The sequence below is a fragment of the Tenacibaculum gallaicum genome, from assembly GCF_003387615.1.
Classification (GTDB): Bacteria; Bacteroidota; Bacteroidia; order Flavobacteriales; family Flavobacteriaceae; genus Polaribacter; species Polaribacter gallaicus.
Genome location: NZ_QUNS01000001.1, coordinates 637457 through 661027, shown reverse-complemented (window position 1 = coordinate 661027; position 23571 = coordinate 637457). Strand labels below are relative to the sequence as shown.

Below are 23571 nucleotides of genomic sequence, written 5' to 3'. Positions count from 1 at the left end.
TTTATTTTCTAAAAGTCTTTAAAAAAAAGTTTTGGTTTTTGTTTCTTTGAGTTCTTCTTTTGCTTCTTCAGCTAATTCGTTTGCTTTAACTTTAGCTTTTTGAACATTTTCATCAGAAACAATTTCTTCAACTTTTTCTTTTACATCTTCTACTATATCTACCAAGTATTCACCTGTTTTTACAACTAACTCACTAGCTTTAGATAAGTTATCCTTTGTGTTTTTATCATCAGACATAGTATAGAATATTAAAAAAGAATGTTTAGAACCAACCTTTTTGGTTTACTTGATAAGTTTCGATAAACTCCTCATCAGATTTTGTTAAATACATAATTCCTTCTATTAAACCAATTATGCTACTTATAAAACCACCCATCCCACAAGTTAAGACAGTTATTAACAACATTATTACACCTTCTTTAGTATATCCTAACACAAATTTATGAATTCCAAAAACACCTAAAAGGATACCTAAAACACCTGCTAACACACGTTTACTTTCTTGATTAGGAACAGTATTCCCATTTTCATCAATTACATTCATTTTTTTATTTCTTTATTTATTAGACGGTGCTAAATTTATAAAAAAGCTTCGTCTTTTGGCTCCCATAGTTCAATTTTATTTCCATCTAAATCTACAACCCATCCAAACTTGCCATAATCGTACTCTTCTATTTTACCCATTACGGTAACTCCTTTTTCTTTTAACTCCTCTAGCAACTCTACTAAATTTTCCACTCGATAGTTAAACATAAAGTCTTTTTTAGAAGGTTCAAAGTAATTAGTGTCTTTACTAAACGGACTCCATTGTGTTGAAGCTTTTTTACCTTCATTGTCTTTCCACCAAAAAGTACAACCCCAATCATCGGTATTAAAACCCAAGTTGTTTTTATACCAATCTTTTGTTGCTTTTGGGTCTTCAGTTTTAAAAAAAACTCCTCCAATTCCTATTACTTTGCCTTTTTTCTTCATTTTATTTCTTTTTTATAGCTGATTCATAAATAGAAATCCATTCATCAACGGACATTTTTGTGCATAATTCAGTAATTAATTCATACGGAATATCATCTAACTTTTTAAAACGAATACAGCTTTTTCCCATGTCTAGTTTTCTTTTAGAGTGTTTAGGATATTCAGATACAAACCAATCGTGTAACTCTTTTTTGACATAAATCCCGCTATGGTATAGGTTGATTGAGTTTTTTTGCGAAGCTAAATTCATAAAAGGAAGTGGTAATTTAGGATTGCAATGATAGCCTTCAGCATATTTTGAGTGTGGAACATAATAACCAATCATATTATAATTGATTCCTTCTTCAAATCCTTTAGGTAAGTTTTCACGAATAATTGTTTGTAGTTTTTTTACTACTTCTTGCCTTTCCTTTGGTAATTGACTAATGTATTCTTCTACTGTAGATGCTTCGTATTTCATGTTTCATGAATTTAAAGCTACAAGTTAGCAAAATTTTACTTTTATTTTATCTACAATAGTCTGCGCTAGTTTTTCTTTACTTTCAATCGTCCAACCTGCAACATGAGGAGAAATCAACACATTCTCAGCATGAATTAAATACTTAAATGCTTCTGGCATTTCTTGATCTGTAAATAGGTTTTCGAAGGATCTTTTTTCATACTCTAACACATCTAACCCTGCTCCTAAAATTTTCTTTGATTCTAATGCTGTTACCAAATCTTTTGTTACTACTGATTTTCCTCTAGCTGTATTTAACAACCAGAAAGGTTTAGAAAAATTATTAATGAACTTATCATTTACCATATTTAAAGTACGTTCAGTTTGAGGGGTATGTAAACTCAGCACGTCAACTTTTTCTTGTAATTCTTTTAAAGAAACTTGTTTACAATTTTCGTCGCCAACATTTGGTTTAATATCATAACAAATTACTTCCACATCGAAACCTCGGAGTTTTTTAGCAAAGGCTTTCCCCATGTTTCCGTAACCGATAATTCCAACTGTTTTTCCATCAAGTTCAACGCCTCTATTCTCTTCACGAAACCACTTTCCTTCTCTCACCTCTTTATCTGCCTTATTAAGCTTATTAAATAAAGAAAGTAGCATTCCTAACGCATGTTCTCCTACAGCGTTTCTATTTCCTTCTGGTGCTGAAATTAAGTTTATTCCTTTCTTTTCAGCATAATCACAGTCAATATTTTCTAACCCAGCTCCAACGCGTCCTATAAATTTAAGATTTGTCGCTTTATCTAAAAATGATTTATCAATAGTAAATCGACTACGGATGACAATTCCGTCATACTCGTGAATTTTGTCTTCAATTTCTGGTTTTGAAGAGATATAATCTTCATAATTTTCAAAGCCACTCTCTTTTAACTGGTTAATTAAAAGAGAGTGGTTTGTATCTAAATGTAAAATTTTCATCACTACATTTTCAAATTATCAAATTGATACATTGAAAAACTAATACTGTTCTTCTTCGTTTGGAAAGTCTTGACTCTTTACATCTGTAATATACTGTTCAAATGCATTTGTCATTCCTGTATATAAATCTAAATATCTACGTAAAAAACGAGGATTAAACTCGTGTGTCATTCCTAACATATCGTGAGTTACCAATACTTGTCCATCTACTCCTGCTCCTGCTCCAATTCCAATAACTGGAATCGTTAAAGCTTCCGCAACTTTTTGTGCTAACTTAGCTGGAACTTTTTCTAACACGATAGCAAAACATCCTAATTTCTCTAACATTAAAGCATCTTTCATTAACTTTTCTGCCTCTTCTTCTTCTTTTGCTCTTACGGTGTAAGTTCCAAATTTATAAATAGATTGTGGTGTTAATCCTAAGTGCCCCATTACAGGAATACCTGCATTTAAAATTCGTTTAATAGAATCTTTTATCTCTTTTCCTCCTTCTAATTTAATCGAATGCCCACCACTCTCTTTCATTATGCGAATTGCAGAACGTAATGCTTCTTTTGGGTCTGATTGATAGCTACCAAAAGGTAAATCAACTACCACTAAACAACGATCAACTCCTCTTACCACTGAACTTGCATGATAAATCATTTGATCTAATGTAATAGGTAACGTTGTTTCATGACCAGCCATTACATTTGATGCTGAATCACCTACTAAAATCACATCTATACCTGCACCATCAACAATTTTAGCCATGGTATAGTCATAAGCTGTAAGCATTGAAATCTTCTCTCCATTTGCTTTCATTTCAACAAGAGATTTAGTGGTAATTCTTTTATATTGTTTTTTTGCTACTGACATTTCTTTTATTTTATGGATTGTAAAAATACATAATTATTCAATGGTTTTATTTATTATAAACCTATAAGCGTTTCGTTTTTTACCTTTTTTAACCTCGTTAATCTTCTGTTAATTAAACTTTATCCGTTTATTTTTTTAATAGTTTTACCTAACTAAACCAAACTAACATGCAAAAAATATGTACTCTATTAATTGTTTTTGCTCTTTCAACAATGGTAAGTGCACAAGAAAATTCAGAAAAAAAAGCGATTAAAAATACTATTGAAACTTTTTTTGAAGGACTTCACAAAGGTGATAGTACTTTAGTAAGCTCTACACTTAATTCTACAATTAATATCCAAACTACGCATACTAATAAAGAAGGTGAAAAAATATTGATTACAGAAAGTAAAACAAAACTACTAACCGGTATTGCTAATAAAAAAGCTGAACATATCTATTTAGAAAAGCTTTTGTCTTGGGACGTCAAAATCGATGGGAATTTAGCCTCTGTTTGGACACCTTATGAGTTTTATTTAAACGGAAAATTTAGCCATTGTGGTGCTAATTCTTTTCAACTTTTTAATAATAACGGAAAATGGGAAATTATATACTTAGTTGATATGAGACGTAGAAGTAATTGTAAAACACTTAAATAATAATTTTTATGAAAAAAATTTACTTCTTATTTTTATGTATTTCTAGTTTTAGTTTTGCTCAAGAACCTGAATTATTTCTTCCTGAATTATTTAATGGGTTGCCTAATGTTAGAGATTTTTCTATGAGTAAAAATCAAGATGAGTTTTATTTTACTGTTGAAAGTTATGCTAAAGAATATTCTTTTATAGCTTACTCAAAAAAAGTTAACGGAAAATGGCAAAAACCTGAAACTGTTAGTTTTTCTGGTCAGTATAAAGACTTAGAACCTTTTTTATCTCCTGATGGATTGAAGCTTTTTTTTGCTTCTAACAGAAAAAACAACACCTCCAACGAGGTAAAAAAAGACATGGATATTTGGTATGTATCGCGAAAGTCTCTGTCTGATAATTGGTCTAACCCTATAAATGTAGGTGCTACAATTAATACTTCTGCAAATGAGTTTTACCCTTCAGTAACAAAAAAAGGAGATTTATTTTTCACTGCTGGATATGAAAACTCTAAAGGAAAAGAAGACATTTATGTAAGTAGATTTATTAATGGAAAATATACAACTCCTACTCCTCTAGGTTCAGGCGTAAACTCTGAGAAGTATGAGTTCAATGCTTTTGTTGCTCCAGATGAAAGTTTTATTATTTTTACTTCGTACGGAAGAAAAGATGATTTAGGTAGAGGTGATTTGTATATAAGTAGAAAAGGGAATAGTAACGAATGGTTACCCGCGAAACACTTAACTAATATCAATTCAAAAAAGTTAGATTATTGTCCTTTTGTAGACCTTGTTAATAATAAAATTTACTATACAACCAGCAAAAGTAAAATCTCAAACAAATTAAATAAAAAGAAAAACTTTAAAGAAATAATTGATTTTATTCAAAATAATCCTAACGGACTAAGTAGAGTTTACGTTACTTATTTCACCAAAAAATAACTTATCTTTGATTTAATGAATCTAACAAATCCTTCAAATACTTTATCTCCTGATAAATGGGTAGACAATTATGCTGACTACTTGTTTAATTACGCTATTGTACGTGTAAACAATTCAAATATTGCTAAAGATTTAGTGCAAGAAACATTTTTTGCGGGATTAAAATCAGCAAAGAATTTTGAAGGGAAGTCTACAGAACGAACATGGTTAGTTTCTATTTTAAAAAGAAAAATAATCGATTACTACCGAAAAATAAATTCAAAAAAAGGACAAGCTGAAGTGCGAATGAATTTTTATGATAGTGGAGAAAATGAAGGAGATTGGATTGAAGAACGAGTACCACAAACCTGGGGTAACGATGCAGACAAGGATATTGAAAATGAAGAATTGAAAAACCAATTAGATTGGTGTATTGATAATCTCCCTGAAAAGTATGCTATGGTATTTAAAATGAAAACCATACAACAGTTTGAAACTGAAGATATTTGTAAGGAGCTAAATATTTCTCCGTCAAACCTATGGGTTATCATTCATAGAGCAAGAACACAATTAAGAGGCTGTATGGAAAAAAATTGGTTTAATAAGTGAAAAAATAATGTTTAAATTTTTTAAAATTACATGTGATGAGGCCACAACCATTTGCGACAAAAGTCAATATGGTGAAGCTTCAGTATATGAAAAATTACAACTTAATTGGCATTTATTTGTATGTAAAGTATGTGCTTTATATTCTAAGCAAAACAGAAAAATGTCACAAATTTTAAAAGTAAAAACTAATAACTGTAATAAAGATAAAATTTGCTTGTCAAGCAAAGACAAGGAAGAATTAAAAGAACAATTAAGTAAACTTAATTAGACAATTTTGGTTTTTTTAAAAACCATTTTTTGATTTTTTGTTAGATTGAAACGGAATTTATTATAGTGATAAATTCCGTTTTTTTAATTTTGCACACTAAAAACGACTTATATGCACTTTTTACCTGAAGAATTAGATAATTATGTTGTTAAACACTCTCAAGCTGAACCCAAAATACTACAAGAACTAAGTAGAGAGACTTGGCAAAAAGTATTAAACCCTCGCATGTTAAGCGGAGCTTTTCAAGGAAGAGTTTTATCTATGATTTCAAAATTAATTCAACCTAAATCAATTTTAGAAATTGGTACTTATACAGGCTACTCTGCTTTATGTTTAGCTGAAGGGTTATCAAAAGAAGGAATGCTTTATACTGTCGATAAAAATGAAGAGTTAGAAGAACTTCAATACAAGTATTTTCAAAAATCTGAATATAAAAACCAAATAACCCAATATGTTGGTAATGCTTTAGATATTATTTCTACTATTGATTCTAAATTCGATTTAGTATTTATTGACGCTGACAAGTCTAATTATGTAAATTACTTCCATTTAATCATTGAAAAAATGAATAAAGGTGGCGTTATTTTATCTGATAATGTCTTATGGAGTGGTAAAGTCGTTGAAGAGCTAGACCCTAAAGATATTGATACTAAAATACTTTTAGAATACAATAGACTTTTAAATGAAGATAATCGCTTAGAAACCGTATTACTACCTATAAGAGACGGGTTAACTATTAGTAGAGTTATTTAAAACAAAAAGTAAACCATAGGATTTACTTTTTGTTTATTTACAATAGAAACTTAGTTATATGTTAATCTTTCGGCTACAAACAATTCTTTTTCGTAATCTCTAATAAAAGCATTTATTTGTTCTTTTTGTATTCCTGGAACACATATAATATGTGCCATGTTATTTTCTGAGGCTAATTGATGTTTTTTGCATAAAGCTTCTGAAGGTTTTTCTAAAACTACCGTTAATGCCTCATTATTTCTCCACGCGTTAACTCCTATCTCTTTTAACCTTTTCTCAGAATATGCTGCTAACTCTTGAGCCTTTTTTGTTCTTATAGTTAAACCTTCTTTCCCGTGCTTTTCTATAAAAGACCATAATAGTAATGGTGTTAATCCATTTCTAGAACCTGTTATCGTTGTATCTAGAGTTCCAACATATGAAACTGAGTTTACAATTCTATCTCTGTGTTTCCTTTTTGCCAAAACAATTCCACAAGGTATAGGTCCACCGATAAATTTATGTCCAGATATAGAGATACTATCTATTCCTTCTGAAAAATCAAATTTTGGCTTTGGTTCAACAAAAGGAGCTATACATCCTAGAAATGCTGCATCACAGTGAATATAATAATCTTTAATAGCGTACTTTTTAATAATGCCTTTTATTTTATCTAAATCATCTACAGCTTCTGTAATGGTAGTACCTATATTTAAAAAGAAAACAGCTGGTTTATCTCTATGAAGCGTTATAAGGCTTTCTAAATCGTTATAATCAATTTCTCCATTCTCTTGACTCCTAACAACTATATTTTTTAAGTTTAACAAGTGTAAATTCTTTTTAACACTATAGTGTGTAGATTCACTATAATAAACTACTGGATTATTAAAACTTTCTCTTGCTAAATACAAACCATACAGGTTACCTTCTGTTCCACCATTTGTAATATAACCCCATACCTCTTTAGTTGAAGAAGACAAGATATCAGTAAAGAAACTAACAACTTTTCTTTCTATATCTTTCGTATCTATTGATAAGGTTGAAGGAGATTCTGGATCCCCTACATTATTAATACATAAATTTAGAAAAGGGGCAAACTCACTATAGTTAAAATCTTTTGCTAATGGGTAACCTAAAAAATTAGATGAAGCTTCACTAATTCTGTCATAAACTTCTTTTATTTTACTCATATCTCCCTGTTTTAAACGTTATTAAATTACTTAACAAATATATTATTAAAGAATAAAAAACCACAAAATAAGACTAAATAAAGAAAAATAAACTATATTTATTAAATACAAAGTATTAAATACTTTTATAGAGTACTAAAGTAATTTAAAACAGAAAAACTTACCATGCACCAATTAGATGATGTAGATAAAAAGCTACTAGAAGAATTACAAAAAGACTGTAAACAATCAATAAAACAATTAGCAGCCAAAGTAAACCTATCCATTACTCCAACACATGAACGCATTAAAAAAATGGAAGTTAATGGAGTAATAGATAAATATGTTGCTTTATTAAATTTAGAAACTGTTGATAAAAGTTTAATTGTATATTGTCAAGTAACTCTTATAAAACATCAAGAAAGTGCTTTTAAAGAATTTGAAAAATACATGTCTAAAATTGAAGAAATTGTAGAAGTTTCTTATATAGCTGGAGTTTATGACTTCTTGTTAAAAATTGTATTGAAAGATATGAATGAGTACCAAGATTTTGTATTAAAAAGATTATCACAATTAGAAGTTATTTCTAACATTCAAAGTTCATTTGTAATGAAACAGGTAAAAAATACTACAAAAATAAAATTGGTATAGTTTATAATAAACTATACCAATTTTATTTAACGATTTCTTTTTATAGGTCCAGTAAAATCGTCAATATTATCTTTTACTTCGTTTACCTCTTTATTAATATCTCTTACAAAGTCTGTATCTATACCTTGATTTTTTGCACTATCATTAATCTCTTTTTTAATATCATTAGTAGCGTCTTTAATTTGACGTATACCTTTTCCTAGCCCTCTTGCTATTTCTGGAATTTTATCTGCTCCAAATAACATGACTACAATTAACAAGATTACAAAAATCTCGGGTCCTCCAATAAATAAAAATATTCCATTCATCACTGCAAAGATAATTAAATTCAATCTGGTATTCTTTACTGAATAAAAAAAAGCCAAACAATATTTGCTTGGCTCTTAATTTTTATAATTTAAAACGTCTTAATCTGCAAGAATAATTGTTTTATTATCTTTCATTTCTATAGTTCCAGATTTAATTTTTAAAGTTAAAACTTTATCATCTTCTGGTAACCTTTCAATGCTTCCATGTAAATCATCAAAAACTAAATGATCTTGTGTATGTACGTGTACTTTTACTTTTCCTTCATTTAAAATAGACACCACTGGTGCGTGATTATTTAAAATTTGGAATTCTCCATTCACACCTGGTACTACTACAGAATCAACTTCTGATGAGAATAAAATAGCTTCTGGTGTTACGATTTCTAAAAACATAGTTTTATAGTATTGAGTATTGAGTATTGAGTTTTTTAGAAGTACTCACCTCTAAATTCTCATATATCATTACTGGGTTTATGCTTCAACTAACATTTTCTCTCCAGCATCAATTGCTTCTTGAATTGACCCTTTTAAGTTAAATGCTGCTTCTGGATACTTATCTAATTCTCCATCCATAATCATGTTGAATCCTTTAATAGTATCTTTAATATCTACTAACACTCCTTTTAAACCAGTAAACTGCTCAGCTACGTGGAATGGTTGAGATAAGAAACGTTGTACACGACGTGCTCTGTGAACTACTAATTTATCTTCTTCAGATAATTCTTCCATACCTAAAATTGCAATAATATCTTGTAATTCTTTATAACGTTGTAAAATTTCTTTTACTCTTTGTGCACAGTTATAGTGTTCATCTCCTAAAATATCAGCAGTTAAAATTCTTGAAGTAGAATCTAATGGATCTACCGCTGGGTAAATACCTAATTCGGCAATCTTACGAGATAATACTGTAGTAGCATCTAAGTGAGCAAACGTTGTTGCTGGTGCAGGGTCAGTTAAATCATCTGCTGGTACATAAACCGCTTGTACAGATGTAATAGATCCTTTTTTAGTAGAAGTAATACGTTCTTGCATAGCCCCCATTTCAGTTGCTAATGTTGGCTGGTAACCTACCGCCGATGGCATACGACCTAATAATGCTGACACCTCAGAACCCGCTTGTGTAAAACGGAAGATATTATCAACGAAGAATAATACGTCTTTTCCTTGCGCTTCGCCTGCTCCATCACGGAAATACTCAGCAATTGTTAATCCAGATAAAGCTACACGTGCACGTGCTCCTGGTGGCTCATTCATCTGACCAAATACGAATGTTGCTTTAGAACCTCTCATTCCAGGTTTATCTACTTTTGATAAATCCCATCCTCCTTCTTCCATAGAGTGCATGAAATCATCACCATATTTGATAATTCCAGACTCTAACATCTCACGTAATAAGTCGTTTCCTTCACGAGTTCTTTCTCCAACTCCTGCAAATACTGATAAACCTCCGTGTCCTTTTGCAATGTTGTTAATTAACTCCTGAATTAATACTGTTTTTCCTACTCCTGCTCCTCCAAATAATCCAATCTTACCTCCTTTTGCATAAGGCTCAATTAAGTCAATTACTTTAATTCCTGTAAATAATACTTCGGTAGAAGTTGATAAATCTTCAAATTTTGGTGCTTGACGGTGAATTGGTAAACCATCCTTACCTACTTTAGGTAAATCTCCTAATCCATCAATTGCCTCACCTGTTACATTAAATAAGCGACCGTAAATATCGTTACCTATTGGCATTTGAATTGGGTTTCCTGTAGCGATTACTTCTGTACCTCTACTTAATCCATCAGTTGCATCCATAGATATTGTACGTACCGTATTTTCACCTATATGCTGTTGAACTTCTAAAACTAAGATAGAACCATCAGCTTTTTTAATTTCTAACGAGTCATAGATCTTTGGTAATTCAGCATTTCCTGTATTAAACTCAACATCGATTACTGGACCAATAATTTGAGAAACTTTACCTGTTATTGTAGACATTACTATATGTAATTAAAGTTATTTTATTTACTATATGAGTTTTAACTCATTTTTTCAAGGTGCAAAGGTAATTTTTTTAGTGGAATTTAAAAAACCTTTCGGAGTATTTTTCTATAAAAAAAAGCCTCACAAATGTGAGGCCTTTATTGATATTATGATTGTAATTAAATTACTTTACTAATTTAATCTCAACACGTCTGTTTTCAGCTCTACCAGCTCTTGTTTTGTTATCAGCAATTGGGTAGTCTTCACCAAATCCAGCTGAAGTTAACCTTTTTGAATCAACTCCACCTTTAGTGATTAAGTAATCTAAAACAGCTTTTGCTCTTTTTTCAGATAATCTTTGGTTTAAAGAGTTAGATCCTGAACTATCAGTATGCCCTTGGATGCTAAAGTTAGCTTTAGGGTATTCTTTCATAATTCCTGCGATTAAATCTAATTTACCAGTAACTCCTTTTCTAAATGAAGTTCTACCTGAGTTAAAGTAGATAGCTCTTGCGAACTCGTTTAATTTCTTAACAGCTTCTTCCTTGATTACTACTTCAGGACATCCGTTGTTAGATGCTACACCTGCTACTTTTGGACACTTATCGTCTTTGTCTAATACTCCGTCTCCGTCAGTATCTGGCCAAGGACATCCGTTATTAGCAGCTGGACCAGCAGTGTTAGGACACTTATCTTTTCCATCTACAACACCATCTCCATCAGCATCAGGACAACCATTATTAGCTTTAGTTCCTTTTTCAGTTGGACAAGCATCATCTTTATCAGCAATACCGTCACCATCAGCATCAGGACAACCGTTTAAAGCAGCTAAACCAGCAACTTCTGGACATGCATCGTCAGAATCTTTGATTCCATCTCCATCAGTATCAGGACATCCGTTGAATTCTTTTAACCCAGCAACTTCTGGACATGCATCATCTTTGTCATATACTCCGTCTCCGTCAGTATCTTTTCCTCCAAATTTAAATACTAAACCAATTGAGTGTTGGAAATGATCTTGAACTTTATCAGCAAATTCTTTCTTTCCTCCAGATTGGAAGTTTAACCCTAAATTATCGTTAAACCAAGTATTAAATCCTAAACCAGCATTTAACATTCCTTCTCCTTCGTCAGCTAAAGATGTATAACCTCCACCAACATATACATAAGGATCAAACCATCCTGTTTGACCAAATAAGTTGTTTAAGTCATACTTTACGTTAGCGTCGATAGCCCAGTAAAGCTCATCCATATCATCTTCTTCACGGAAAGTTTCGATTTTATTTAACGATCCTGCTAATTGTAATGTAAAACCATCGTTTAAGTATCTGTCTACAGTTACTCTTGAAATTGATGGTAAGATATTCCAGTCACTAGTACCGATGTAATCTTTAGCATAATCTCCAAATTTCGTAGGGATCCTAACGTCTACTGCGTTAACCCCGAAACCAACCGCCCAAGGGTTGTCTGAATCCTGTGCGCTAACGTTTATTGCGGCAAACGCAAATAAAGCCATCACAGCTAATTTTAATTGTTTCATTATTAAAAATTTAAATTAAAAGTTCGTTTATATATTACGCAAATGTAAGTTGTTCAAACTTATTTACAAAAACAAATCTACAAAAACTTACAATAAATGCAAGTTTTTGCACAAGATATTTATATCACTTTTAGCTCTTTCCCAACCTTACTAAAAGCTTTTATTGCTCTGTCTAAATGTTCTTTTTCATGAGCTGCAGATAACTGCACTCGAATTCTTGCTTGCTCTTTCGGTACAACTGGGTAGAAAAAACCTATTACATAAATGCCTTCTTCTAACAATTTATTTGCCATGTCTTGAGATAGTTTTGCATCGTACAGCATCACAGGTACTATTGCTGCATCAGCTCCAACTAAATCAAAACCTGCCTTTTCCATTTCAGTACGGAAATAATTTGTATTCCATTCTAATTTATCACGTAATGTTGTATCATTTGATAATAAATCAAATACTTTTAATGAAGCACCTACAATTGCTGGGGCTAATGAGTTTGAGAATAAATATGGACGTGAACGTTGGCGTAAAATCTCTATAATTTCTTTCTTTCCTGTAGTATATCCTCCCATAGCTCCTCCAAGAGCTTTACCTAAGGTTCCTGTAACGATATCAACACGATCCATTACATTTTTAAGCTCTACTGTTCCTCTTCCTGTTTTACCAATAAATCCAGCAGCATGACATTCATCAACCATTACCATAGCATCGTACTTATCAGCTAAGTCACATATCTCATCTAGTTTCGCTACGATTCCATCCATAGAAAAAACTCCATCAGTTACGATAATTTTAAATCGGTGACCTTGTTTATTCGCCTCAATTAATTGCTCTTCTAAAGAAGTCATGTCATTATTATTATATCGGTAACGTGCTGCTTTACACAAACGAACTCCATCAATAATAGATGCGTGGTTTAAACTATCAGAGATAATAGCATCTTCTTTGGTTAATAAAGGTTCAAAAACCCCTCCATTTGCATCAAAAGCTGCTGCGTATAATATGGTATCTTCTGTTGTATAAAAATCAGCTATCTTTTGCTCTAATTGTTTATGAATATCTTGTGTCCCACAGATAAAGCGTACAGAAGACATTCCAAAACCATGCGTATCCAAAGTGTCTTTTGCTGCTTGAATTACTTCTGGATGATTTGACAATCCTAAATAATTATTGGCACAAAAGTTAATCACCTCTTCTCCTGTAGATATTTTAATAACTGCATCTTGCGACGAAGTAATAACACGTTCTGATTTATACAACCCAGCATCTTTTATATCCTGAATTTCTTGTTCTAATTGTTCTTTAATTTTTCCGTACATAATTTATGTTTGAAAGTTGTTTGCTATAAAAAGGTCAAAGTTAGTTTTTAAACTTCTTCAACCAAAATTTCTTCATTAATATATACTAGTATTTTTTTTAACACTTCAATGTTCATTGACTTTAATACTCGTTCATACTTTAATAACTGCTGATGGTATGCTTTGGATGGTTTCCCTGTTTTGTAATCAACAATCACTACTTCATTTTTTTGATTAAAAATCAACCGGTCTGGAATTATAATTTGATTGTCTACATCTACTATTTCTCTTTCATTAAACACTTTTACTTCCTCAGAAAAGTATTCTTTTAACTCTGAATGATTTACAATTCGTTGTATGTCTTTTATTACTTCGGATGATTTTTCTTGCGGCAACACTCCTTGTTGCTCATAACGATACACAACTTTCTCAACATCATTTTTTGTAATAATTTCTGCCATCATTTCATGAATCAAATTACCAAATTCAATAGCTTTTCCTTGTTCAGTATCCCACAATTTTGATGCACTTGCTAACATATGTATATTATGTTCTTTCCAAGGTGTAGATATAAAACCTTGTTGTATTTGGACTTGTGATATTTTTTCTTCTCGAACACTTACTCTTTCTTTATTTCCAAAGGAATATTCTAAAACCTCATCATTCCATTCATCTATTTTTTTTAAATAATTTATAAATACCCCAGAGTAGAAATTGGTATTTTCTTCTCCTTTAGACGAAATCTTCTTTTCCGTTACTATATATAATTGCTCAACTGCTCTAGTAAGGGCAACATATAGTAGGTTAAAATTATCTAACTCTAACTCTTCTCTTTGTTGTTGATAAATTCCCAAACCTCTATCGTTTACATAATTCAAGTCTTTATTGAATGGAACCAATAACTCTTTGAAGCCATCATAGTTTTCTGGTAATTCATTTAACCAAACTTTCGGATTCACTTGTCGATACACATCTAAATCGTACGGAAAAATAACTACAGGAAACTCTAGCCCTTTTGACTTGTGAATTGTCATGACTTGTACCGCATTTCCGCTTTCAGGAGCTACAATACTTAGTTTGTCTTTTTTTTCTGACCAGAAATCTAAAAACTCTTGAATACTTGTTCCTTTTCGTTGTTGTTCTAAAACTACATCTAAAAAGAACTGCACATAAGCATCCGAAGAAGTAATTAATTGGAATCCTCGGATAGTTTCTTCTATTTTTTCATAAAATGGTAACTGATGAAACATCGATAATTCAAAAGACGTTCCGTAGCTTTTTAATTCTTGAAAAAGCTTTTCGTTTGGTTGATGAATCAACTTAGCTATAAACGAGTGTTTATCTTCTACAACTTTTAAGTGATTATGTAAAAAATAAAGAACTTCTAAACAGGTTTCTTTATCTTTTGGGTGTTGAATTACTTGTAAAACATTGGATATAAAATTGACCTTTGAACTATTTTCTAACAATAATGTTTCTGAAGAAATGATATCAATTCCATGTGCTGATAAATAATTGGCTACAGCGATTCCGTCTTTCTTTTTTCGAACTAAAATACAAATATCATTTAAAGAAAAATTAGTTTCTAATTCTTTAACAAGCTCTAAAATTTTCTTCGGATATTTATTTTTTTCTTCCTCTTTATTTGCTTCTTTTTCTAGAAAAGAGAGTGATACAAAACCTCCTTTTTTAGTGGTTGTTAATTGTTTATTTCCTTCAACAAACAATTGTTTGTACGATTCGTTTTGAAGAAAGTTTGCTGTATGTTGAAAAAACTGATTATTAAAACTGATTACCTCAGCATAACTCCTAAAATTGGTTTCTAAGGTTTTTATTTCCTTCTGAATTTGAAACGGATTATCTTTTGCTGAACCTAACCCTATAAATTGTTCTGACTTCCCTCCACGCCAACGATAAATTGCTTGCTTTCCATCACCTACCAATAATAAGTTGCTGTTTTCTTGTGCTAACGCATTATCAATTAATGGAATTAAATTTTGCCATTGCAAGGTTGATGTATCTTGCATTTCATCAATAAAATAATGCATAAATCGCTGCCCAATTCGCTCGTAAATAAAAGGTGCTGGTTGGTCTTTAATATTATCAGAAATTAACTGATTAAATTCCGCATTTAATCGTAAATTATTTTCCTCTTTTAAATGCGATAATTCTTGATTAATGTTGTTTAAAACTGCTAACGGAATGATGCTTTTCAATGCTAATTTATTCATTGAAAACTGTTGATATAGCTGTTCTGATTCTGTATACAATCTCAACAATTCTGGTAAAACACCTTCAATCGCTGTTTTTACATCTTCTGATTTTGACTTAGAATAAAAATTACTCTCTTCTATTCGTTCTCTTAATTTACTTTGATCAAAAAACTTTGCTTTTTCTGGGTTTTGAGCCAACGCTACAAAATGATTTGGCAACATCGATCGGTAAAAATCTTTATGATCTAACTGTACTGCTTCAATTACCTGTAAACCTTCTTCTCCTAACTCTTTAAAGCGACCAACAATTTGCTTTTGATGCTTTTGTAACTTATTTTTAAGTGAAGTAAAATCGTTTAATTTCTTATCTGCTAGTTTTTTAAAGTGCTTTGTATCATCTTCATTCAGCAAAATTTTAGCAAATTCATTGAGTTCACGAGAAATATCCCACGACTTATCGTCATCAGCTTTATCTAAAGAAAAATCAATCAGTAATTTAGTTAACGCTTCATCACTTCCTATTTTAGAAATCAATACATCTACAGCTTCGTTTAACAAAGAAACTGCATCCATTTCCACTTCAAAATTAAGTGGTAGTCCTAAATCATAAGCAAAACTCTTAATAATTTTATGGGTAAAACTATCAATAGTAGTAATTGAAAAAGCAGAATAATTCCGAAGAATTTCATCCAGTATTTTTGTACTTCGATCTTTTACAACAGTTCTATCAAGCAATGTTTCTTCTAAAATAATCTCTAGCAAATCATTTGTTTCTCCTTCTGCAAAAGCTTGTAAGTTATCTAATACACGCTCTTTCATTTCTCCGGCAGCTTTATTGGTAAATGTAATTGCCAATATTTTTTGAAAGCGAAAAATATCTTCGGATTGTAATAAAACTTTCAGATACTCCTTTACCAGAGTAAATGTTTTACCACTTCCCGCAGAAGCATTGTATACTTGAAAAATGGATGGTTTATGCACTAGTTAAATTTTATGCAAAATACAAAAAGCTAAACAGGATTTGTTTAGCTTTTTTAAGTTTATTCTTATTTAGTTCCTATCCTAAACCAACATCCAACGACATCATTACAATAAACCCTCCAATGAAGCCTAGAGTTGCGATATCAGTATATTTATCTCGTTGTGTTTCTGGAATTACTTCTTCAACTACTACAAAAATCATTGCTCCTGCTGCAAACGCTAATGCGTAAGGTAAAATCGGTGTAAAAAAAGATACTGCTACAGCTCCTAAAACAGCTGCCATAGGCTCCACAATAGCTGACAATTGTCCGTACCAAAAACTTTTAAAACGCCCCACTCCTTGTCTTCTTAAAGGCATTGCAACTGCAAATCCTTCTGGGAAATTTTGAATTCCAATACCAATGGCTAATGAAACAGCAGCGATAATCATTTCGGTTTGCTCTACTCCTACCATTGTAGAAGCCGCCCCAAACAACACTCCAACTGCTAAACCTTCTGGGATATTATGTAAAGTAATTGCCAACACTAATAAGGTTGTTTTGTGCCAACTTGTTTTTACACCTTCAACTTCATGCTCTTTAAAATTAATATGTAAGTGCGGTAATATTTTATCCATACCAAACAACGCTACAGCCCCCAAAGCAAAACCTATTGCTGAAGGAAGCACCTTTACAAACCCTTCTCCTGGACTGTTATCTATTGCTGGTGCCAGCAAACTCCAAAAACTTGCTGCTACCATTACTCCACCTGTAAAACCTAGCATTCCATCTAAAACAGCTCGGTTCATTTTTTTGAAAAAGAACACTAAACTTGCTCCTAAAGCGGTCAAACCCCATGTAAAAAGGGATGCATATAAAGCTGCTTGAATTGGGTGCTCTTTTCCAAAAGCTACTAATTGATCAAATGTATTCATATGTTTTTATATAATTTTTTAATGTGTTTTTTGCAGATATAAATTACTTGCTATTTTATTGGACACAGAAAGTATTTTCCCTTCCATCTCTATCATTAAAGAACCATCAAAAGGTTCTTTTTCTATAATTTTTATTTGTTTTCCTAAAGCGATTCCTTGTTTATCTAAAAAACGTAAAAATTCTGAAGAGCTATCGTCTACCCCTACACAAACTCCTATTTCTTCTTTTTTAAAGGTTGATAACAAACTTTTTTCTATTATTTGCAAGTTTCCTTCTTTATCTGGAATAGGGTCTCCATGCGGATCTCTTTTTGGATAACCTAAAAAAGCATCTAGTTCATTAATTAATTTGGGAGATTTAATATGTTCTAGCTGCTCTGCAACTTCGTGTACTTCATCCCAAGAAAAGTTTAATTTATCTACTAAGAAAACTTCCCATAATCGATGTTTACGAACAATATTTGCAGCTATTTTTTTTCCAAAATCGGTTAACGTTACTCCTTGATATTTTTTATAACTAACCACATTTTTTTCTGATAGTTTTTTAACCATATCTGTTACCGAAGATGCTTTTGTATCTAGTTTTTTTGCAATTGCATTCGTACTGATTCCTTTTTTATAATCAGCAGCCAAATGATACATTGTTTTTATATAATTTTCTTCAGACTGACTAAACATCTCTATTTTTTTTAGGTATGCAAATATATAGTTTTTGATTTAATTAAACATATTTTTAGCCTAGACTAAAAATTAATTTATATTTGCATAAATTTTTATTTTAAAACTGTTTAACAGGAAACTATTTTCAACATGAAAAATCACATTGCCTTAGCTTTAATATTAGTATCAAGCATTGTAAATGGACAAACGATTAAAGGGAAAATTACTTCTTCCTCAGGAGAAACCATACCATTTGCTAATGTATTTATAAAAGGAACAGAAGACGGAACTACCACAGATGAATCAGGTAACTATAGATTAGAGACAACAAAAAACAAATTTGTCTTAGTTGCATCTAGTATTGGTTTTTTGTCAGAAAGAAAAACCTTCACTCTAAATCCTTCAGAAGAAAAAACAATCAATTTTACATTAACAGAAACTGCTGAAATTTTAGATCAAGTCACTGTTACAGGTACTCGTACCGATAAACGTAGAACCAATAGCCCTGTTATTGTAAATGTTATCAACAGTCAAACCTTGGCAGATGTACAAGCATGTAACTTATCGGAAGGATTAAAGTTTCAAACTGGTTTACGTGTAGAAACCGATTGTCAAACTTGTAATTATACACAACTCCGAATGAATGGTTTAGCTGGCGGATACTCTCAGATTTTGATTAATGGTCGTCCTATTTTTAGTCCGTTAACTGGATTGTACGGATTAGAACAAGTACCTACCAACATGATTGAACGCATTGAGGTAGTTCGTGGTGGTGGTTCTGCCTTATATGGCTCTAGTGCTATTGGTGGTACGGTGAATGTAATTACCAAAATTCCGAAGAAAAACAATTATAGTATAGGTTACACCTATCAGAATATCAAAGGTGCTTCAGATCATATTATTGCCGGAAATGCTACTGTTATAAATGAAGACAGAAATGCTGGTGCTTCATTTTTTATCAATAACAGAAAAAGAGAACTGTATGATGCTAATGGTGATAATTTTTCTGAACTACCTGAGTTAAAAAATAACTCATTTGGAACTAATTTGTTTTTCCTTCCGACAGACAATCAAAAAATAGAAGTTAATTTTAGCAAAATGAATGAATATCGTTATGGTGGAGAAATGGTTGATAAAGCGCCTCATTTTGCAATGCAATCGGAAGAACGTGTACACGATGTTTATGTAGGAAATATTGATTATCAAATTAATTTTAACGATGATAAAAGTTCAATTATTTCTTATTTTGCCACACAATATACCGATAGGGAACATTACACAGGTATTCGTCCAGATGTTGGCACTCCTCAAGACACAGATCATTTAGCAAAACCTCCTTATGGAAACTCAACTACAACTACTTTTCAAGGTGGCTTACAATTCAACCACCAATTAGAGGAGTTTTTAGGAGGAAATAATGTATTTACTTTAGGTGGTGAATTTGTACAAGACGATGTTTTTGATGTTATTGAAGCATACGAATACAAGGTAGATCAATTAACTCAAAACTTCGGGTTCTTTTTTCAAAGTGATTGGGAAATAAACAAGCAGTTAAATCTATTAACAGGTGTTCGTTACGACAATCATAAATTGAATGCTTTAAAACAAGACGGAACTCAAAAAACCATTGTTAACAATGTAGCTAGCCCCCGAGTATCTTTATTATTTAAACCTTTTGAGAATACCCAAATCAGAGGAACATGGGGAACCGGGTTTAGAGCACCTCAAGCGTTTGATACCGATTTGCATATTGCCTTTGCTGGTGGTGGGGTTTCACGAGTGCTATTAGCTGACAACTTAAAAAGAGAACGTTCTAATAGTTATACGTTATCCTTTAATTACGACAAACCTACCGAACATTATATTTACGGGTTCACCTTTGAGAGTTTTTACACAAATTTAAAAGATGCTTTTTATTTAGAATCTATTGGAGAAGATGCTTTTGGTGAAGTTTTTGAAAAAAGAAATGGTGATGGTGCCGTAGTAAAAGGAATCACTTTAGAAACACGATTAAATTATGATGGTATTCTACAATTAGATGCAGGGTTTACATATCAATCTAGCAAATACAATACAGCAGTTAATAATTCTGATGAATTACCATTAAAAAAAGAATTTTTACGCACTCCAAATACTTATGGTTACGCAACTGCAACCTACACACCAAACCAAAAATTTAAAACTGCTTTAAACTTAGTGTATACAGGAAGCATGAAAGTACTACATTTAGCTTCTCCACAAAACCTAATAGCTGATGAATATTTCACCTCTCCTTCTTTTTTCAATTTAGGCATTAACAGCAGTTATACTTTTGAAATAGAAAAATTGAACACTAACCTAGAACTTACTGCTGGAGTTAAGAATATTTTTGATGCATACCAATCAAAATTTGATGTTGGCAAAGAACGTGACAGCAATTTTATTTACGGTCCAGCTACACCAAGAACCTTTGTTTTTGGTTTGAAATTCTCTAGCAATTAATATTAAGATAACATACACTTCTCTGGTTAACATTTAAGAAACATTCTAATAATACAATAGTAATTTCTAACTAACATTAGGTTTACAATACCACATCACTTTTGCAGGGTATTTAAGAACACAAGTTAGTTAGAATGAAAAAAATAATATTTATTACTCTTTTAAGCCTTTGCAACTTTGCTTTTTCGCAAAGCAAAGGAACTGTAACAGGAACTGTAACAGATAAAGAGATGAGTGGTGAGGCATTACCTTTTGCTAATGTCTTTATTAAAGGAACTTCAATCGGGGGGACAACCGATATGGATGGTAAGTACACGCTTAGTGTGCCTGCAGGAAACCAAACTATTGTTTTTAGTTTTGTTGGTTATCAAACAGTTGAAAAACCAATATTAGTAAAAGCAAACGAAACAATAACAGTTAATCAAGACTTAGGCGCAAATGAAGGTGTTGCACTAGATGAAGTTGAAATTAAAGCTTCTACCAGTAAAGATAGAGCAAGTGCTTTATTATTAGAACAAAAGAAAGCTACAGTTATCAAAGAAAGTATTGGAGCAGAAGAGCTTTCTTCTAAGGGTATTTCTGACGCTGCAGGTGCTGTTTCAAAAATATCGGGTGTTTCTAAACAAGAAGGATCTAGTAATGTATATGTACGTGGTTTAGGTGATAGATATTTAAACACAACAATGAACGGTCTTTCATTACCATCTAATGATATTGCTAAAAAAAATATAGACCTAAATTTATTCCCTTCTGATATAATTCAAAACGTATCAATTAGTAAAGCATATTCATCAAATTTTTACGGAGACTTTGCTGCTGGTAATATTGACATCTCTTCTAAAGAATATAGAGGAAATGGTTTTGTAGAGGTAAGTATTGGTTCTGGGGTTAATTCTAGAGCCATGGGAGAAGACTTCAGAAAAAGCGAAGGAACAGGGAATTTTGGTTATTACAATCGTTTTAAACACAACCCTTATGCAGTAGTTCTTTCTCATGGAGTTGACCCTGTAAATGCAGGAAGTCCTGTTAATAATTCTATTGCCCTAAATGCTGGTAAATCTTTTAATTTTAAAAACGGTGGTAGATTAAGTCTTTTTGGTACAGCATCATTCAACAGAGATTTTGAATATAGAGAAGGACCAATTGTAGATTTCTCAAACGTATTTAAAAAAGAATACCCAAATGCAAAAGAATATGAATATTCTACTTCAACAACTGCAATGTTAAGTGCTCTATACAGAATTGACGGCAACAATAAGGTTAAGTTTACATCTTTATTTTTAAATAACTCAGGTGACGAAGTAGGTTACTATGGTTTTAAAGGGTTAGGTAAAAACAGAGATGCTTTAAACAATACTGATGAAGGTTTCTATCAAATGAACGTTCAATACAATCAAGATTTAGTATTTGTTAACCAATTAACTGGAGAGCATAACTTTGAGGATAATAAATTAAAAGTAAGCTGGGGAATTGGTTATAACAATGTATTTGCTCATGAACCAGATAGAAAGAGAATAAGTTTAGAAAATTTTCAAAACACTTTAGATAATGACCCGAATACAAATGCAGTTTTTTATACAAATAACTCATTTGACAATCAACGTTATTTCCAAAAAATTATTGATGAAGAGTTAAACAGTCGAGTTAATTTAGCTTATAAAGCTACCGAAAACTTAACTTTCAATTTTGGTTATAACGGAAGGATTAAAGAAAGAGACTTTAACAATATTAGATATGGTTATGATATTTTAGATTCTAAATATGAAGTTTCTGATGTAAATAATTTTAATAGTATTTTCAACATTAATAATGCCCAGATATTTAAAAACCAAACAGGAAAAATCTTTAAACTAGATGTTTTTAGAAAGTTACCTGGTTTTGAAAACAGCAACATCGCTAGTTTACCTGGTTTATATGAAAACACTTACAATGGTACATTAAAAATACATGCAGGATATATTTCAGGAGAAATTAAGTCTGGTGAAAAATGGGTATTTGTTCCTGGTATTAGAATAGAGTCTTTTAACCAAGAAGTTACCTACGACGTAATCAACATTAACCCTAATGATCCTGGTTTTAGAAATGCATCAGAAACATTTTTCTTACCTAGTTTAAACGTAAAATATGCTGTAAACGAAGATCAAAACTTACGCTTCAATTTCAGTCAAACTGTATCTGTACCTGAATTTAAAGAAGTGGCTCCATTTATTTACGAAGGAATCGGACAAAGAATTGGGGGGAACCCAGATTTATTAGACAACCCTTCATTCTCTAAAATCTTCAACTTAGATTTAAAATATGAATGGTTTATCTCAAGAGATGAGTTATTATCTATCGGAGCTTTTGGTAAGCAAATCAACGATCCTGTAAACTTAGTAATTGCAAATAGCGCAGCTGGTAACCAACGCTATTTTAGAACTGGTGACAAAGCAACTGTTGCTGGTGTTGAGATTGAAATTCGTAAAAACTTAGTAAAAGACGAAGATGATGACACGGTAATGTCTGCTGGTTTTAACTTTACTTACATGCATACCGACCAAGACTTAAAAAAAGAGATTAAAGGAGTTTCAGGGTACGCTACAACCTTTAATAGAGATAGTGATGAATTACAAGGAGCCTCGCCCTTCTTAATTAACGCTAACTTAAACTATACACCTACTCAATTTAAAAACTATAAACCTATAACTTCATTAGTATTCTCTTACTTCTCTGATAGAATTGATGCTTTAGGCGCAGGTGAATTAGGAAACGTTATTGAAAAAGGAGTTCCTACAGTCGATTTTATTTGGAAAAATAAATTCGGAGAAAACTGGGAAGTTGACTTAAAAGCTAAAAACTTACTAGACCCATCTATAAAAAGAGTTAGAGAAAATACTTCAATTGGAGATGTAACTCTATCTGAATACAAAAGAGGAACAAATATAAGCTTAGGACTTAAATACAAATTTTAACAAAAATAAACTCAAAAAAAGAATACAATTAAACTT

Annotated in this window: 22 protein-coding genes and 1 pseudogene; 8 read left to right on the top strand and 15 right to left on the bottom strand. The window is 31.6% G+C overall.

The features are described 5' to 3' along the window. Positions 1-18 precede the first annotated feature (18 nt). Genes C7448_RS03010 through panB form a run of 6 tightly spaced genes read right to left on the bottom strand, consistent with a single transcriptional unit; the run spans position 19 to position 3253 of the window. Positions 19-237 carry a hypothetical protein gene (locus C7448_RS03010; protein ID WP_115899868.1) on the bottom strand — a complete coding sequence of 73 codons (219 nt, stop codon included), beginning with the start codon at positions 235-237 and terminating at the stop codon, positions 19-21. Between the two features lie 25 nt (positions 238-262). Next, positions 263-544 (bottom strand): TM2 domain-containing protein, encoded by a 282-nt coding sequence (locus C7448_RS03005; protein ID WP_115899867.1) that lies wholly within the window; start codon positions 542-544, stop codon positions 263-265. Between the two features lie 35 nt (positions 545-579). Continuing rightward, positions 580-972, bottom strand: coding sequence for a VOC family protein (locus tag C7448_RS03000; RefSeq protein WP_115899866.1), 393 nt, complete (start codon positions 970-972; stop codon positions 580-582). Position 973: 1 nt separating this feature from the next. Further along, positions 974-1432 (bottom strand): DUF1801 domain-containing protein, encoded by a 459-nt coding sequence (locus C7448_RS02995; RefSeq protein ID WP_115899865.1) that lies wholly within the window; start codon positions 1430-1432, stop codon positions 974-976. A gap of 24 nt (positions 1433-1456) precedes the next feature. After that, complete coding sequence (locus C7448_RS02990; protein WP_115899864.1) at positions 1457-2395, bottom strand: 2-hydroxyacid dehydrogenase; 939 nt, start codon at positions 2393-2395, stop codon at positions 1457-1459. Positions 2396-2434: 39 nt separating this feature from the next. After that, entirely contained in the window at positions 2435-3253 is an 819-nt protein-coding gene (gene panB, locus C7448_RS02985) for a 3-methyl-2-oxobutanoate hydroxymethyltransferase (RefSeq protein ID WP_115899863.1), read from the bottom strand. 167 nt (positions 3254-3420) lie between these two features. Here panB and C7448_RS02980 point away from each other — a divergent pair, with 167 nt between their 5' ends. The 5 genes from C7448_RS02980 to C7448_RS02960 all read left to right on the top strand — a co-directional run bounded on the left by C7448_RS02980 (position 3421) and on the right by C7448_RS02960 (position 6429). Next, positions 3421-3891: a nuclear transport factor 2 family protein gene (locus tag C7448_RS02980; protein WP_115899862.1), complete on the top strand. Its 471-nt coding sequence runs from the start codon at positions 3421-3423 to the stop codon at positions 3889-3891. 8 nt (positions 3892-3899) lie between these two features. Further along, the gene (locus tag C7448_RS02975; RefSeq protein WP_115899861.1) at positions 3900-4820 is read left to right on the top strand and encodes a TolB family protein; all 921 of its coding nucleotides are present in this window, start codon (positions 3900-3902) and stop codon (positions 4818-4820) included. Between the two features lie 15 nt (positions 4821-4835). Continuing rightward, entirely contained in the window at positions 4836-5408 is a 573-nt protein-coding gene (locus C7448_RS02970) for a sigma-70 family RNA polymerase sigma factor (protein WP_115899860.1), read from the top strand. Positions 5409-5415: 7 nt separating this feature from the next. Then, complete coding sequence (locus tag C7448_RS02965; RefSeq protein ID WP_115899859.1) at positions 5416-5676, top strand: hypothetical protein; 261 nt, start codon at positions 5416-5418, stop codon at positions 5674-5676. 111 nt (positions 5677-5787) lie between these two features. Further along, positions 5788-6429, top strand: a complete 642-nt coding sequence (locus C7448_RS02960) for an O-methyltransferase (protein ID WP_115899858.1) — start codon at positions 5788-5790, stop codon at positions 6427-6429. 50 nt (positions 6430-6479) lie between these two features. Here the strand turns inward: C7448_RS02960 and C7448_RS02955 are convergent. Continuing rightward, positions 6480-7601 (bottom strand): annotated as a pseudogene (locus tag C7448_RS02955) (histidine decarboxylase); the annotation flags it as partial. A 162-nt stretch (positions 7602-7763) separates the two neighbouring features. On the opposite strand from C7448_RS02955, the gene C7448_RS02950 reads away from it, so the two are divergent. After that, positions 7764-8228 (top strand): Lrp/AsnC family transcriptional regulator, encoded by a 465-nt coding sequence (locus C7448_RS02950; RefSeq protein WP_115899856.1) that lies wholly within the window; start codon positions 7764-7766, stop codon positions 8226-8228. Between the two features lie 26 nt (positions 8229-8254). Here C7448_RS02950 and C7448_RS02945 read toward each other — a convergent pair whose 3' ends face one another. The 8 genes from C7448_RS02945 to C7448_RS02910 form a co-directional block, all read right to left on the bottom strand. Beyond that, positions 8255-8536 carry a Sec-independent protein translocase subunit TatA/TatB gene (locus tag C7448_RS02945; RefSeq protein ID WP_115899855.1) on the bottom strand — a complete coding sequence of 94 codons (282 nt, stop codon included), beginning with the start codon at positions 8534-8536 and terminating at the stop codon, positions 8255-8257. A 99-nt stretch (positions 8537-8635) separates the two neighbouring features. Next, positions 8636-8929 carry a FoF1 ATP synthase subunit delta/epsilon gene (locus C7448_RS02940; protein WP_115899854.1) on the bottom strand — a complete coding sequence of 98 codons (294 nt, stop codon included), beginning with the start codon at positions 8927-8929 and terminating at the stop codon, positions 8636-8638. A gap of 78 nt (positions 8930-9007) precedes the next feature. Further along, positions 9008-10519, bottom strand: a complete 1512-nt coding sequence (atpD, locus tag C7448_RS02935) for a F0F1 ATP synthase subunit beta (RefSeq protein ID WP_115899853.1) — start codon at positions 10517-10519, stop codon at positions 9008-9010. Between the two features lie 169 nt (positions 10520-10688). Then, positions 10689-12044 carry an OmpA family protein gene (locus tag C7448_RS02930; RefSeq protein ID WP_115899852.1) on the bottom strand — a complete coding sequence of 452 codons (1356 nt, stop codon included), beginning with the start codon at positions 12042-12044 and terminating at the stop codon, positions 10689-10691. Between the two features lie 119 nt (positions 12045-12163). Further along, the gene (gene kbl / locus C7448_RS02925; RefSeq protein ID WP_115899851.1) at positions 12164-13357 is read right to left on the bottom strand and encodes a glycine C-acetyltransferase; all 1194 of its coding nucleotides are present in this window, start codon (positions 13355-13357) and stop codon (positions 12164-12166) included. Positions 13358-13404: 47 nt separating this feature from the next. Next, complete coding sequence (locus C7448_RS02920) at positions 13405-16530, bottom strand: UvrD-helicase domain-containing protein (protein ID WP_115899850.1); 3126 nt, start codon at positions 16528-16530, stop codon at positions 13405-13407. 76 nt (positions 16531-16606) lie between these two features. Then, positions 16607-17443: a ZIP family metal transporter gene (locus tag C7448_RS02915; protein WP_115899849.1), complete on the bottom strand. Its 837-nt coding sequence runs from the start codon at positions 17441-17443 to the stop codon at positions 16607-16609. Positions 17444-17461: 18 nt separating this feature from the next. Further along, the gene (locus C7448_RS02910) at positions 17462-18121 is read right to left on the bottom strand and encodes a metal-dependent transcriptional regulator (protein WP_115899848.1); all 660 of its coding nucleotides are present in this window, start codon (positions 18119-18121) and stop codon (positions 17462-17464) included. Positions 18122-18253: 132 nt separating this feature from the next. On the opposite strand from C7448_RS02910, the gene C7448_RS16085 reads away from it, so the two are divergent. Together C7448_RS16085 and C7448_RS02900 are read left to right on the top strand one after the other, a co-directional pair. Next, positions 18254-20584, top strand: a complete 2331-nt coding sequence (locus C7448_RS16085) for a TonB-dependent receptor (RefSeq protein WP_115899847.1) — start codon at positions 18254-18256, stop codon at positions 20582-20584. Positions 20585-20718: 134 nt separating this feature from the next. Continuing rightward, on the top strand, positions 20719-23535 hold the full coding sequence (locus C7448_RS02900) for a TonB-dependent receptor (protein ID WP_115899846.1): 2817 nt from the start codon (positions 20719-20721) through the stop codon (positions 23533-23535). Positions 23536-23571 lie beyond the last annotated feature (36 nt).